This window comes from Lysobacter sp. (assembly GCF_035655815.1).
Taxonomy (GTDB): Bacteria; Pseudomonadota; Gammaproteobacteria; order Xanthomonadales; family Xanthomonadaceae; genus Lysobacter_J.
Window position 1 is genome coordinate 105,038 of sequence record NZ_DASRTS010000031.1, and the last position, 13,847, is coordinate 118,884.

The 13,847-nt window shown below is 65.9% G+C and carries 11 protein-coding genes; 5 read left to right on the forward strand and 6 right to left on the reverse strand.

The annotated features are described in order from the left end of the window. Positions 1-9: 9 nt before the first annotated feature. Complete coding sequence (locus VFE83_RS08650; protein WP_324905096.1) at positions 10-882, reverse strand: glycosyltransferase family 2 protein; 873 nt, start codon at positions 880-882, stop codon at positions 10-12. Between the two features lie 164 nt (positions 883-1,046). Here VFE83_RS08650 and pilB point away from each other — a divergent pair, with 164 nt between their 5' ends. Genes pilB through coaE form a run of 4 tightly spaced genes read left to right on the forward strand, consistent with a single transcriptional unit; the run spans position 1,047 to position 5,591 of the window. Then, a complete protein-coding gene (pilB, locus tag VFE83_RS08655; RefSeq protein WP_324905098.1) occupies positions 1,047-2,771 on the forward strand; it encodes a type IV-A pilus assembly ATPase PilB in 1,725 nt (574 codons plus the stop codon). A gap of 3 nt (positions 2,772-2,774) precedes the next feature. After that, positions 2,775-4,031, forward strand: a complete 1,257-nt coding sequence (locus VFE83_RS08660) for a type II secretion system F family protein (protein ID WP_324905100.1) — start codon at positions 2,775-2,777, stop codon at positions 4,029-4,031. A gap of 32 nt (positions 4,032-4,063) precedes the next feature. Next, complete coding sequence (locus tag VFE83_RS08665; RefSeq protein ID WP_324905102.1) at positions 4,064-4,927, forward strand: A24 family peptidase; 864 nt, start codon at positions 4,064-4,066, stop codon at positions 4,925-4,927. A gap of 46 nt (positions 4,928-4,973) precedes the next feature. After that, the gene (gene coaE / locus VFE83_RS08670; RefSeq protein ID WP_324905104.1) at positions 4,974-5,591 is read left to right on the forward strand and encodes a dephospho-CoA kinase; all 618 of its coding nucleotides are present in this window, start codon (positions 4,974-4,976) and stop codon (positions 5,589-5,591) included. A 10-nt stretch (positions 5,592-5,601) separates the two neighbouring features. Here coaE and VFE83_RS08675 read toward each other — a convergent pair whose 3' ends face one another. The 3 genes from VFE83_RS08675 to VFE83_RS08685 form a co-directional block, all read right to left on the reverse strand. Continuing rightward, a complete protein-coding gene (locus tag VFE83_RS08675; RefSeq protein ID WP_324905106.1) occupies positions 5,602-6,549 on the reverse strand; it encodes a Nudix family hydrolase in 948 nt (315 codons plus the stop codon). Between the two features lie 129 nt (positions 6,550-6,678). Further along, a complete protein-coding gene (gene secA, locus VFE83_RS08680) occupies positions 6,679-9,414 on the reverse strand; it encodes a preprotein translocase subunit SecA (protein ID WP_324905108.1) in 2,736 nt (911 codons plus the stop codon). Positions 9,415-9,649: 235 nt separating this feature from the next. Then, positions 9,650-10,573: a M23 family metallopeptidase gene (locus tag VFE83_RS08685; RefSeq protein WP_414674711.1), complete on the reverse strand. Its 924-nt coding sequence runs from the start codon at positions 10,571-10,573 to the stop codon at positions 9,650-9,652. A 7-nt stretch (positions 10,574-10,580) separates the two neighbouring features. On the opposite strand from VFE83_RS08685, the gene VFE83_RS08690 reads away from it, so the two are divergent. Next, positions 10,581-11,030: a DUF721 domain-containing protein gene (locus VFE83_RS08690; protein ID WP_324905110.1), complete on the forward strand. Its 450-nt coding sequence runs from the start codon at positions 10,581-10,583 to the stop codon at positions 11,028-11,030. 224 nt (positions 11,031-11,254) lie between these two features. Here VFE83_RS08690 and lpxC read toward each other — a convergent pair whose 3' ends face one another. Both lpxC and ftsZ read right to left on the reverse strand, forming a co-directional pair. After that, the gene (gene lpxC, locus VFE83_RS08695) at positions 11,255-12,169 is read right to left on the reverse strand and encodes a UDP-3-O-acyl-N-acetylglucosamine deacetylase (RefSeq protein WP_324905112.1); all 915 of its coding nucleotides are present in this window, start codon (positions 12,167-12,169) and stop codon (positions 11,255-11,257) included. 382 nt (positions 12,170-12,551) lie between these two features. Further along, positions 12,552-13,778: a cell division protein FtsZ gene (ftsZ, locus tag VFE83_RS08700; protein WP_324905114.1), complete on the reverse strand. Its 1,227-nt coding sequence runs from the start codon at positions 13,776-13,778 to the stop codon at positions 12,552-12,554. Positions 13,779-13,847: the final 69 nt, after the last annotated feature.

Sequence of the window (13,847 nt, forward strand, 5' to 3'; positions counted from 1 at the left end):
ACTAGGAACTCACGTCTCATCCTGAGGTGCGCGCGCACCTAGGTAAGTTAGCCCGGTGATCTGTTCCGAAACCAGACCAATCAGGAAGATGATCACTGATGCACTGAACAGCAGCACGCTCATGTTGGTCAGGCGATGCTGGGTGAAGAAAGTGAAGCCGTAGTACCCCAGGCCGATGAGAAAGAATGTCAGTCCTGCCGGCGCAAACAGCTTCAGCGGCGAATACAGCGTCGCAATCTTGAAGATGATCAGCAGGAAGCGGATGCCGTCCTTGATAGGGCGGATGTGGCTGTTGGTACCAATTCGCTTGGCAACCGGGATTGGCACGTAGGCCACCGGGTACGCACTACGGAAGAACGCCATCGTGCTCGTCGTGGGATAGCTGAAGCCGTTTGGCAGCAGGTGCAGGAACTCGCGGAACTTCTCGGCGCGGGCAGCCCGAAAGCCCGAGGTGAGGTCGAGGATGGCGTGCCCGGTCATCCAGCTGGCCAGGCGGTTGTAGAGCGCATTGGCGAAGCCGCGGTGCAGGTTGGCCTGGCCGCTGCTGTCGCGCGCACCAACCACCATGTCGTATCCCTCCGCCAGCTTGTCCAGCAGCAGGCCGACGTGGGCGGCGCTGTGCTGGCCGTCGGCGTCCATGAATACGATGACGTCACCGGTTGCCGCACGGGCCCCACGCTTGATGGCAGCGCCATTGCCCATCGAGTACGGCGACGAGAGCACGCGGGCGCCGTTCGCGGCGGCCACGCCGACGGTGTCGTCAGTCGACCCGTCGTCGACGACGATCACTTCGGCATCCGGCCACTGCTCACGTAGTTGCGGCAGCGTCCGCGCCAGGCCCTCGGCCTCGTTCTTGGCCGGCAGTACAACAGAAACGCGCATTGCTCCCCCTTTGCCACAGAGTAGGGGAAACGCCTCTCCTTCAGAAGGTGCAGCCGTCTCCATTTCACGCCTTAACAGGGGGCCGGAGCTCCAAACGTGCGCGCTGTCCGCTACAACGCCATGGGTTTGCGGTAGAGTCGGTTCGGGGAAATTCAGGGGGTTCCATGAGCACCGTCGCCACTGCCAATCTGGTGGGGATCACCGGCATCGCCCGGCGCTTGGTGCTGGACGGTGCTCTGGACGACGCTGCCGCCCGCCAGGCCCTCGCATCGGCCACGGCCCAGCGGCAGCCGATCGCGCTCTATCTGGCCGAAAAGCGCCTGGTCACGCCGGTCCAGATGGCCGCCGCGAATTCGGTCGAGTTCGGCGTGCCGCTGCTGGACGTAACCGCATTCGACCCTGGCCAGTCCGGCATCAAGCTGGTCAGCGAAGCGACCATCCGCAAGCACACGGTGCTGCCGCTGTTCAAGCGTGGCAACCGGCTGTTCCTGGGCATCTCGGACCCGACCAACTCGCAGGCGTTGGACGAGGTCAAGTTCCAGACCAATTTCGCGATTGAGCCGATCCTGATCGACGAGGACCGGCTGCGTCGGGCGATAGATCAGTGGTTGGAGGCCAGCGACACGCTTGCCGACACGGTCGGCGACCAGGAAGGCCTAGAGACGCTGGACGTCTCTGGCGGCGATGCCGACCTGTCCAGCGAGAGCGGTGTCGACGTCAAGACGGACGACACCCCCGTCGTGAAGTTCGTCAACAAGGTGCTCGTGGATGCGATCCGTCGCGGCTCCTCGGACATCCACTTCGAGCCCTACGAGACCGAATACCGGGTCCGCCTGCGCATCGACGGCCTGCTCAAGCAGGTCACCAAGGTGCCGCCCAACCTGTCGGCCCGCATCGCGGCCCGCCTGAAGGTGATGGCACAGCTGGACATCGCCGAGAAGCGCGTGCCGCAGGACGGCCGCATCAAGCTCAACATTTCCAAGACGAAGCAGGTCGACTTTCGCGTCAGCACCCTGCCGACCCTGTTCGGGGAGAAGGTGGTGCTGCGTATCCTCGACGGCAGCGCGGCCAAGCTGGGCATCGACAAGCTGGGCTACGAGGACGACCAGCGCGAACTGTACGAGCAGGCTCTGGCCAAGCCGTACGGCATGATCCTGGTGACCGGTCCGACGGGTTCGGGCAAGACAGTCTCGCTGTACACCGGCCTGAACATCCTCAACCAGGAACAGCGCAACGTCTCCACGGTCGAAGACCCGGTCGAAATCCGCGTGCCGGGCATCAACCAGGTGCAGATGAACGCGAAGAAGGGCATGACCTTCGCCGCGGCGCTGCGCAGCTTCCTGCGCCAGGACCCGGACGTGGTGATGGTCGGCGAAATCCGCGACCTGGAAACCGCGGAGATCGCGGTGAAGGCGGCGCAGACGGGCCACCTGGTCCTCTCGACGTTGCACACCAACGACGCCCCGCAGACCATCTCGCGCCTGATGAACATGGGCATCGCGCCCTACAACATCACCTCGTCGGTCACGCTGATCATCGCGCAGCGACTCGCGCGGCGCCTGCACGATTGCAAGCGTGAAGTCCACCTGCCGGAGCATGCGCTGCTGGCCGAGGGCTTCACGCACGAGGAGATCACGGCTGGCCTGAAGATCTACGAGCCCGTCGGCTGCCCCGACTGCACCGAGGGTTACAAGGGCCGAACCGGCATCTATCAGGTAATGCCGATGACCGAACAGATCCAGGCCATCGTCCTGGAAGGCGGCAACGCGTTGCAGATCGCCGAGGCCGCACTGCGGTCGGGCGTGCGCGACCTGCGCCAGTCCGCCTTACTGAAAGTGAAGAACGGCGTGACCAGCCTCGCCGAAATCAACCGCGTAACCAAGGACTAAGCCATGTCCGCGACCCGCTCCGCCACCCGTCCGAACACCGTCCGCAGGGCCGACCCACTGAGCGTTTTTGTCTGGCAGGGCACGGACAAGCGCGGCAAGGTCATGAAGGGCGAGCAGCAGGCCAAGAACGCCAATGCGCTGCGTGCCGAACTGCGGAAGCAGGGCATTCAGCCCAAGGTGGTCAAGCCCAAGCCGAAGCCGCTGTTCGGCGCTGCCGGCAAGCGCATCACGCCACTCGACATCGCCGTGTTCAGCCGCCAGATCGCGACGATGATGAAGTCGGGCGTGCCGATCGTCGGCGCCATGGAGATCATCGCCAACGGCAACAAGAACCCGCGCATGTCGTCGCTGGTAAACACCATCCGCGCCGACATCGAGAGCGGCTCGTCGCTGTATGAAGCGCTCAGCAAGCATCCGGTCCAGTTCGACGAGCTCTATCGCAACCTGGTGAGGGCCGGTGAAGCGGCGGGTGTGCTTGAGACGGTGCTCGACACGGTGGCGACCTACAAGGAGAACATCGAAGCCCTGAAGGGCAAGATCAAGAAAGCGATGTTCTACCCCGCGATGGTCATCGCGGTCGCGCTCATCGTGAGCTCGATCCTGCTTGTGTTCGTGGTGCCGCAGTTCGAGGAGGTCTTCAAGGGCTTCGGTGCGGACCTGCCCGCCTTCACCAAGATGATCGTCGCCCTCAGCCGCTTCATGGTGAGCTGGTGGTGGGCGATGCTCCTCGGCGTCGTTGGCGTGATCGTCGCATTCATCATGGCCAAGAACCGCTCCGTGGCGTTCTCGCGCCTGCTCGACCGGATGATCCTGAAGTTGCCTGTGATCGGTCAGATCATGCACAACTCGGCCATCGCCCGCTTCTCCCGCACGCTCGCGGTCACGTTCAAGGCCGGTGTGCCGCTGGTGGAAGCGCTGGACACCGTGGCCGGCGCGACCGGCAACGTGGTGTACGAAGATGCGGTGCGCAATATCCGCGATGACGTCTCGGTGGGCTATCCGGTCAACGTTGCGATGAAGCAGGTCAACCTGTTCCCGCACATGGTCGTGCAGATGACGGCGATCGGCGAAGAGGCCGGTGCACTGGACACGATGCTGTTCAAGGTCGCCGAGTTCTACGAGCAGGAAGTCAACAACGCGGTGGACGCGCTGGCGAGCCTGCTGGAGCCGCTGATCATGGTGTTCCTGGGCGTCATCGTCGGCGGCATGGTCGTGGCCATGTACCTGCCGATCTTCAAGCTCGCGGCCACCGTGGGCTGATCGGGACGACGACTTAGGCCACAATTCCGCGCATGGCATTCCTCGATCAAAACCCCGCCATCGGTTTTCCGCTGGCGGCAGGATTCGGCCTGCTGGTCGGCAGCTTCCTCAACGTGGTGATCCTCCGGCTGCCCAAACGGCTGGAGTGGCAATGGCGGCGCGACAGCCGCGAGGTGCTGGGCGAGCCGGAAACCTACGACCCGCCACCGCCTGGCATCGTGGTGGAGCGCTCGCACTGCCCGCACTGCAAGCACCAGCTGGCGTGGTACGAGAACATCCCGGTGTTCAGCTACCTCGCCCTGCGCGGCAAGTGCCGCAACTGCAAGGCGCCGATCTCGCCGCAGTATCCGCTGGTCGAACTTCTGACCATGCTGCTGGTGATCGCCTGCGTGTGGCGGTTCGGATTCGGCTGGCAGGGCTTCGGCGCCATCGTCTTCACCTGCTTCCTGATCGTGTTGTCGGGCATCGACCTGCGCACGCAGCTGCTGCCCGACCAGCTCACATTGCCGCTGATGTGGCTGGGCCTGATCGCGGCGTCGGACAACCTGTACTTTCCGGCCAAACCCGCGTTGCTGGGTGCGGTAGCCGGTTACCTGAGCCTGTGGACCGTCTGGTGGCTGTTCAAGCAGCTCACGGGCAAGGAAGGCATGGGCCATGGCGACTTCAAGCTGCTGGCCGCCATCGGTGCGTGGACGGGACTCAAGGGCATCCTGCCGACCATCCTGCTGTCGTCGCTGGTCGGCGCCATCATCGGCTCGATCTGGCTGGCGATGAAGGGTCGCGACCGGGCGACGCCGATTCCGTTCGGCCCGTATCTCGCCATCGCTGGCTGGATTGTCTTTTTCTGGGGCGAGCAGATGATCGGCGCCTACATGCAGTACTCCGGGCTGAAGTAGCCGGCTTTCGCGCTCGTGGTAGCGCCAAGTCGCTAACATCGCGCGGATGAGCGATTTCATCGTGGGCATTACCGGAGGCGTGGCGTCCGGCAAAAGCGAGGTCACGCGCCGTTTCCAGGCGCTGGGAATTTTCGTGGCCGATGCGGACCTTGCCGCGCGCGAAGCCGTGGCCCCGGGATCGCCTGGACTGGCGGAACTGGTGGAGCAGTTCGGGCCCGGCATGCTGGCAGCTGACGGAAGCCTCGATCGGGCCGCGATGCGTCGCCACGTGTTCGCCGACGAAGCCGCGCGCAGGCGCCTGGAAGCCGTCATCCACCCACGCGTTCGGGCCGCCTTGCGCGAGACCTGCGCGGCCGCACCGGGACCGTATGCGATGGCCGCCATTCCGCTGCTGGCGGAGGGTGGCGGACGAGAGGCCTATCCGTGGTTGTCGCGCATCCTGGTGGTCGACGCGCATGTCGATGTGCAGCGCGCGCGCGTGATGGAACGAGACCGAGTCGATGCCGAACTCGCGCAGCGCATGATCGCGGCACAGGCCACCCGCGAACAACGGCTCACGATCGCCGACGACATCATCGTCAACGATGGCCCGCTGGACAGGCTGGATGCGCACGTCGCGGCGCTGGATCGTCGCTATCGCGCCTTGGCCGGCGCGTCCGTCTGAAGAAAAGCGCTCAGACGGCCGGCCACAGTCCCCGGATCGCCGCTATGCCCTGGGCACCGCACTGCCGAGCCCCGTCCAGATCCTCGGGTGCCAGCCCGCCGATGGCGTAGATCGGCAGGGACACGCCTTCGCGAAGCGCCGCAAAGCCGTCCCAGCCGATGCCGGCGCGTCCCGGATGACTCGGCGTCGGCCGAAGGTTACCCAGCACGGCGAAGTCGCAACCAAGCGCTTCGGCGGCATGCAGATCCTCGGCAGTGTGGCAGGACGCGCCGACCGGAATCGCCGTGGGCAACGGGCGCCCATCCAACGAATGCAGCAGCGCCGCCGGCAGGTGGACGCCGATGCAGAACTCGCGCGCGAGGGCGACGTCGGCGTTGACCAGCACTTCCGCCCCGGCCTGCCGGCACAGGTGCACGGCACAGGCCACCAGCGATCGCCAGCGCTGCGGTTCGACGCCGGGTGCGCGCAGCTGTACGCGCCGCACGCCGGACGCGAGTGCGGCCTCGAGGCTGGCGAGCCACGACGCATCGCCGCCGTCGGGCATAGGCGTCACCAGATAATGAGGTGGCTGCAGCAGGGCCGCGACCACCGGCCGGTCGGCCGGCGGCATCGAATAGGTGGGGAGCTTGCCAGGCGGTACCCACACCAGCGCCTGCCCTTCCCGCCCGTGCGCATTTCCGCGCCAGGCAGTGATGACGCGTACGTCCAGGCGCAGCCGCTTGTCCGGATAGCGTTGGGGTACCGTGATCAGCGCCGGGCCGATCTCGACCTCGATCCCCAGTTCCTCGTGCAGCTCACGGGCCAGTGCTTCCTCGGCCGACTCGCCGGGCTCGCGCTTGCCGCCCGGGAATTCCCACAGGCCTGCCAGATCGCGTCCTTCCGTACGTCGTGCCAGCAGCACACGGCCGCGGGCATCGCGGATCACGCCTGCAACCACTTCGACGACGCGAAGCGGCACGCCGGCGCTCGAAGGCGTCGCAACGCGGCTGTCTGACAACGGAGGTACCGAAGTGACCGAGGGCATCAGGCGCCTCGCGTCACGACGCCTTCCCCCTCATGCGGGGAAGGCGATGTGCGGGCCGATGACTCAGGCCAGCTGTCCATGGCAGTGCTTGTACTTCTTGCCGCTGCCGCATGGGCAGGGGTCGTTGCGGCCAACATTGGCGAACGCGTCGCCACCGGCCGCGCCACGCGCCTGCGCCTGCTCGGCTTCCTCGTCGGCGCCGTAGCCACCGGCACTGGCGTGCTGAAACTGCATCTGCCGCGCCTGCGCCTCGGCGGCGGCGCGCTCCTGCGCCTCCAGGGCCGCGACTTCCTCCTCGCTGCGGATGCGCACACGCGCCAGCAACGTGACGACTTCGCGCTTCACCTTCTCCAGCATCTCGGAGAACAACTCGAAGGCTTCCTTCTTGTACTCCTGCTTGGGCTGCTTCTGCGCGTAACCACGCAGGTGGATGCCTTGGCGCAGGTAATCCATGCGGGCCAGGTGCTCCTTCCAGTTCTGGTCCAGCACGTTGAGCATGATGTGCTTTTCCAGCAGGCGCATGGTTTCGCTGCCGAGTTGCTTCTCGCGCTCGTCGAAGTGCTGGCGCACGGTTTCCTGCACCCGCTCCTCGATCGTCTCCGCGTCCAACTCCTCGCTTTCCTTCGCCATCGCGACCAGCGGCATCTGCACGCCGAATTCCTGCGCAAGCGTCGCTTCCAGGCCCGGCAGGTCCCACTGCTCGTCGATGGAGTTGGGCGGCACGAAGCGGGCGACGATGTCGGCGACCACATCGCCGCGGATGCCCTCGATGTTCTCCTGCACGCTTTCGGCTTCCAGCAACTCGTCGCGCTGGGCGTAGATGACCTTGCGCTGGTCGTTGTTGACGTCGTCGAAGTCCAGCAGGTTCTTGCGGATGTCGAAGTTGTGGGCCTCGACCTTGCGCTGCGCGTTGGCGATCTGCTTGGTCACCAGCGGGCTTTCGATGATGTCGTCTTCCTTCAGACCCATGCGCGCCATCACGCGCTGCACCCAGTCTGCCGCGAAGATGCGCATCAGGTTGTCTTCCAGCGACAGGTAGAACCGGCTGGAACCCGGGTCGCCCTGTCGGCCGGCGCGGCCGCGCAGCTGGTTGTCGATGCGGCGGCTCTCGTGGCGCTCGGTGCCGACGATGTGCAGGCCGCCGGCGGCCTTGACCGCTTCGTGACGAGCTTGCCATTCCGACTTCAGGCGCGCCTTGGTGACCTCATCGATCTCGCCGTCGTTCTTGGCTTCCAGCTCGGCCAGTTCGTTCTCCAGCGAGCCGCCCAGCACGATGTCGGTACCGCGGCCGGCCATGTTGGTGGCGATGGTGATCGCGCCCGGGCGACCCGCCTGCGCGACGATCTGCGCCTCCCGCTCATGCTGCTTGGCGTTGAGCACCTCGTGGTGGATGCCGGCGTCCTTCAGCTGCTGGCTCAGCATTTCGGACACTTCGATCGAGGTCGTGCCCACCAGCACCGGCTGGCGGCGCGCGTTGGCTTCCTTGATCTCGTTCAGCACCGCGCGGTACTTGCCGTTGCGGTTGAGGAACACCGCATCCGGGTGGTCCTTGCGTTGCACCGCCTTGTTGGGCGGGATCACGATGACTTCCAGGCCGTAGATGCTCTGGAATTCGTACGCCTCGGTGTCCGCCGTGCCGGTCATGCCGGACAGCTTCTTGTACATGCGGAACAGGTTCTGGAATGTGATGCTGGCCAGCGTCTGGTTCTCGCGCTGGACCGGCACGCCTTCCTTCGCCTCGACCGCCTGGTGCAGGCCGTCCGACCAGCGACGGCCCGGCAGCGTGCGTCCGGTGAACTCGTCGACGATCACCACCTCGCCATCGCGCACGATGTAGTCCACGTCGCGCTGGTAGATGGCATGCGCGCGCATGGCGGCGTTGAGGTGGTGCACCACGCTCAGGTTCTGCGGGCTGTACAGCGAGTCCTCGTCGCCCTGCAGGATGCCCGCCTGGCGCAGCAGCGCCTCGGCATGCTCCTGGCCCGATTCGGACAGGTGCACCTGCTTGCTCTTCTCGTCGACCCAGTAGTCGCCCTCGCTCTCTTCCGTCGCCTGGCGGACGAGGTTCGGAACGATGCGGTTGACTTTGATGTACAGCTCCGGCGACTCGTCGGCCGGGCCCGAAATGATGAGCGGCGTGCGCGCCTCATCGATCAGGATCGAGTCGACCTCGTCCACGATGGCGTAGTGCAGGCCACGCTGGAAACGGTCGTCCTTCGACAGCGCCATGTTGTCGCGCAGGTAGTCGAAGCCGAACTCGTTGTTGGTGCCGTAGGTGATGTCGGCGGCGTAGGCGGCGTGCTTGTCCGAGTGCGGCATGCCGGGGTACACGACGCCCACCGTCAGGCCCAGCCAGTTGTACAGCTTGCCCATCCAGGCGGCGTCGCGGCGGGCCAGGTAGTCGTTGACGGTGACCACATGCACGCCCTTGCCTTCCAGGGCATTGAGGTACACCGGCAGCGTCGCGACCAGGGTCTTGCCCTCGCCCGTGCGCATCTCGGCGATCTTGCCCAGGTGCAGCACCATGCCGCCGATCAGCTGCACGTCGTAATGGCGCATGCCCAGCACGCGCTTGCCGGCCTCGCGGCAGACCGCGAACGCCTCCGGCAGGATCTTGTCGAGCGACTCGCCGTCGGCGATGCGCTTCTGGAATTCCGGTGTCTTGGCCTGGAGGTCGGCGTCGGAGAGCTTCTGCATCTCCGCTTCGAGCGCGTTGATCTTGGCGACGGAACGTTGCAGTTGACGCAGCAGGCGTTCGTTGCGACTGCCGAAAACGCGGGTAAGCAGGCTGTTGAGCATGTACGGATCCGGAAAGCGGAGCAGGAGACCGGCAGGCAGGACGCATTCAGAGTCCGCGTCCGCCGGCAAGTTCCCCTGGAGGATGTCTGGCCGGCTCAAATGGAATCGGGGCGCCGTGCGCCCCGATCGTATCGAGCCTGAACTGTGGCCGCGCCGATTGTATCTTGAGGCGCCCGGACGTGCTTGCAAGCCCGGACCGGTAACCGGCATGCGGCCTTCGCGGATGGCGGGCGGCTCAGCCCTTGATCTGCATCTTCAGCGGAGACTGCTGGCTTAGAAAATTACGCGGGTTGACCACGCGGCCGTTTTCCCAGACCTCGAAGTGCACGTGGGCGCCCGTGGAGCGACCCGTCGAGCCGGCCTTGGCGATCTCCTGCCCGGCACGGACCAGCTCGCCGACCTTGCGGGTCAGGCGCGAGTTGTGCGCATAGCGGGTCACGTAGCCGTTGCCGTGATCGACCTCGATCACGTTGCCGTAGCCCGAGCGCACGCCCGAGTAGCTCACCACGCCGTCCGCCACCGCCAGCACCGGATCGCCGACGTTGGCCTTGAAGTCGATGCCCTTGTGGTTGGCATGGCCACCGCTGAACGGATCGGCGCGACCGCCGAAGCCGGAGGTGATGTAGCTGTTGGCGATCGGTTCGCGGCCTGGCACGGCGTTCATGTCGAGCTGGCGGTTGAACAGCAGCGACTCGAGCACCGAGAGCTGCTCGCCCGACGCCTTGAACTGCGCGTCCAGCGTGGCCATGCCCTCGTCGAGTTCCGGCTTGGTCATGTCGCGGACCGGGCCGACGCCACCGACGCCGACCGGCTTGTCGAAATCGAACTCGCCGTCCTGGAGCTGGCCGATGCGGGTCAGGCGCTCGCCGAGGGCGTTGAGGCGGTTGGCTTCGGCCTGCAGCTCGCCCATGCGGGCCGCCAGGGCGTTGATCTCGCGCTGGGCGTCCCGGCGCGTCACTTCGAGCATTGCTTCCTGGCGTTCGACCTTGCCGCGCAGCAGCGCGTTGTCGGCCAGGCCCACGCCGGCACCGAGTGCGGTACCGGTACCCAGCAGCAGTGCCATCGCCAGGGCGGGACGCTGTGCGCCCCAATGAGCCGCCCGCTGCAGCCAGTACGCCAGTTGCACGCGGGTTTTGTTTACGATGGTTGGATAGGTCATTGTCTGAATGTCTGATTCCAAGCCCAGGTCGCCGCGAGGCCACCCTTCGACCCCACGCGCCGCGCTCGAAGCGCTGCTCGCCGAGCCCGCTGGCGGCCCGGTTCGTCGTGCACTGTGGCTAGACGAACTGGACCAACGGTTTCGCCCACTCCTGCCGCCTTCGCTGGCCGCCCATGCGCGGCTGGCCAACTACGAGCGCGGCAGGCTCGTGTTTGTCGTCGATGCCCCGGTGTGGCGAGCCAAGCTTCGGCTCGCAGCCCCTGAACTACTCGACGCGGCCCGTTCCATCGGGCTGGATGCGGCTGAACTCATCGTCAAAACGACAACGCCGGTGACTGCCTCCCCGCAATCGGACCGGAAAGCCAAACCCATCTCCGCGGCTGCACTACAGGCTCTGCAGGCAGCCCTGGCGTCCCTGAAGGAACCGGACCCCTCCGGGTCCAAGGACGCCACCTGAGCTTCACGCCGGCTCGGCAGTTGGAGTGCCGGGAACGGTCGATACGCCAGGGTTCGGGGCATGCTAAAGGCCTAACCCCTTGAAATTGTTAAGAGGTTAGAAACCTTTCGCAAGGGTTTCGTTATAAATACGTTAACACGTCACGCGATGTTCACGTCTGTGACGTTCGCCCAATTCAGGAAAACGATTGCGGCGATCAATGCGCCGCACTGCTGCCGCCAAGCTCAGGCCGTGGCGGGGATGCCGTAGGTGACCGGCGGTTCGCTGGCCTCGGTGTCGGCGAAGGTGACCTCGTCCCAAGCGGAACGTTCGGCCAGCAGGGCGCGCACGAGCTTATTGTTGAGCGCGTGGCCGGACTTGTAGCCGGTGTAGGCGCCGATGATCGGATGGCCGGCGAGGTACAGGTCCCCCACCGCATCGAGGATCTTGTGGCGGACGAATTCGTCGGCGTAGCGCAGGCCGTCCTCGTTGAGGACGCGGAACTCGTCCAGCACGATCGCGTTGTCCATCGAGCCGCCCAGGCCGAGGTTGCGGTCGCGCATGTACTCCAGGTCGCGCATGAAGCCGAAGGTGCGGGCGCGGCTCACTTCCTGGATGTAATTGGCGGTGGAGAACTCGACGACGGCACGCGACTGCGACGCCGGGATCGCCGGGTGGTCGAACTGCACGGTGAAGTCTAGGCGGAAGCCGTCGTAGGGTTCGAAACGGGCGATCTTGTCGCCATCGCGCACTTCCACGGGGCGGCGGATGCGGATGAAGCGCTTGGGCGCCTCCTGCTCCATGATCCCCGCCGATTGCAGCAGGAACACGAACGGTCCCGAGGAGCCGTCCATGATCGGAACCTCGGCAGCCGAGAGTTCCACATATAGATTGTCGACGCCGAGACCGGCCAATGCTGACAGCAGGTGCTCGACTGTCTGGATCTTGGCCGGACCGCAGGTGAGACCCGTGCACAGGGTCGTCTCGGTCACCAGTTCGGCGCTGGCGGGCACCTCCACCACCGGGTCCAGATCGACGCGGCGGAACACGATGCCGGTATCGACCGGTGCCGGGCGCAGGGTGAGAAAGACCTTCTCGCCGCTGTGCAGGCCCACGCCGGTGGCGCGGATCACGTTCTTGAGGGTGCGCTGGCGCAGCATCGGAGGGGACCTGTGGGGCGGCCTGTGTTCTTGTCGGAATCTGGGTACTGCGGCGGGCGGATGCAAATCATTCCCGCCTGAACGGCCGGGAAGAATAGCACCGCGGGGCCTGAACCTTGTCGGAAACGGGTCACGCCCGCCACGCAAACTGGCCGGTCGGGCCCGGAGGCGCCGACCGGCCCAAAAGCCCCGGACGGGTCCGGGGCGCTAGGGACGACGCATCCCGCCCCGGCTGGCGGGCCGGGACGGAGGTGGGAATCGCGCGTCCGGGTGCAAACGCGCGGTTCCCGGCTCCCACGGGGGAGCAACTGCTACTGCTTCAGTCTCCCTGGCGACGCAGAGCCGGCAAGCCAGCCGGCCCTGCGATCCAAGGCGGAGCTACTCAGTCTGCCTGGCGACGCAGGAACGCCGGGATGTCCAGGTAGCTGCTGTCGCTGCCGAAATCGGCCACGGCCGGCGTGGACGACGGCTCGACGGCGCGACCGCTGGCGCCGCCGCGCAGGCTGGCGCCGAACCCCGGACGGGCGGCCGGCGTCGGCTCGCTCATCGAGGTGAATTCCGGCTGGCCGGTCGTGGCGTTGCGAACCAGCGAGATCGGCGCACGGGCCACCTCGCGTTCGTTGCCACGCACGGACTGGCGGGCGACCGCGCGGTTCAGGCCCGTAGCGACCACGGTCACCTTGACCTCGTCCTGCATGTCCGGATCCAGCACCGTGCCGATGACGACGGTCGCGTCCTCGGAGGCGAAGTTCTCGATGGTGCGGCCGACCTCGTCGAACTCGGCCATCGTGAAGTCCGGACCGGCGGTGATGTTGACCAGGATGCCGTTGGCGCCGGACAGGTTCACGTCGTCCAGCAGCGGGTTCTGGATCGCCGCCTCGGCCGCGGCCTGCGCACGGTCGTCGCCGCGCGCCGCGCCGGTGCCCATCATCGCCAGGCCCATCTCGCTCATCACGGTGCGCACGTCGGCGAAGTCGACGTTGATCAGGCCCGGACGCACGATCAGGTCGGCGATGCCCTGCACGGCGCCCAGCAGCACGTCGTTGGCCGCGCGGAAGGCCTGGATCATCGTGGCGTTGCGGCCCAGGACGGTGATCAGCTTCTCGTTGGGGATGGTGATCAGCGAGTCGCAGTGGTGGCTCAGCTCCTCGATGCCCTTCAGCGCGACCTGCATGCGGCGACGGCCTTCGAACGGGAACGGCTTGGTCACCACCGCCACCGTCAGGATGCCCATCTCCTTGGCCAGCTGCGCCACGACCGGAGCCGCGCCGGTGCCGGTGCCGCCGCCCATGCCGGCGGTGATGAACACCATGTCGGCGCCGGTCAGTGCGTCCATGATGCGTTCACGATCTTCCAGCGCGGCCTGGCGGCCGACTTCCGGATTCGCGCCCGCGCCCAGCCCCTTGGTCACATTGCTGCCGAGCTGCAGCTGCAGCTTGGCGCCGCAGTTCTTGATGGCCTGCGCGTCGGTGTTGGCGGTGATGAACTCCACGCCATCCACGTTGCCGCTGACCATGTGTGCGACGGCGTTGCCGCCGCCACCGCCGACGCCGATGACCTTGATCACCGCATTCGGGGCCATTTTTTCAACCAGTTCGAAATGTGCCATGTCGTCGTCCTCGTTATGTATTGCTAGTTATGTGATGTGTCTTTCGAAATCGCTGATGCCGCACAACCG

Bases quoted from the DNA above. Each gene is read 5' to 3' on its own strand.
- coaE (WP_324905104.1), top strand. From the start codon at position 4,974: ATGAGCGATTTCATCGTGGGCATTACCGGAGGCGTGGCGTCCGGCAAA.
- lpxC (WP_324905112.1), bottom strand. From the start codon at position 12,169: ATGCTGCGCCAGCGCACCCTCAAGAACGTGATCCGCGCCACCGGCGTG.
- VFE83_RS08650 (WP_324905096.1), bottom strand. From the start codon at position 882: ATGCGCGTTTCTGTTGTACTGCCGGCCAAGAACGAGGCCGAGGGCCTG.
- VFE83_RS08685 (WP_414674711.1), bottom strand. From the start codon at position 10,573: ATGACCTATCCAACCATCGTAAACAAAACCCGCGTGCAACTGGCGTAC.
- VFE83_RS08660 (WP_324905100.1), top strand. From the start codon at position 2,775: ATGTCCGCGACCCGCTCCGCCACCCGTCCGAACACCGTCCGCAGGGCC.
- VFE83_RS08690 (WP_324905110.1), top strand. From the start codon at position 10,581: ATGTCTGATTCCAAGCCCAGGTCGCCGCGAGGCCACCCTTCGACCCCA.
- secA (WP_324905108.1), bottom strand. From the start codon at position 9,414: ATGCTCAACAGCCTGCTTACCCGCGTTTTCGGCAGTCGCAACGAACGC.
- ftsZ (WP_324905114.1), bottom strand. From the start codon at position 13,778: ATGGCACATTTCGAACTGGTTGAAAAAATGGCCCCGAATGCGGTGATC.
- VFE83_RS08665 (WP_324905102.1), top strand. From the start codon at position 4,064: ATGGCATTCCTCGATCAAAACCCCGCCATCGGTTTTCCGCTGGCGGCA.
- pilB (WP_324905098.1), top strand. From the start codon at position 1,047: ATGAGCACCGTCGCCACTGCCAATCTGGTGGGGATCACCGGCATCGCC.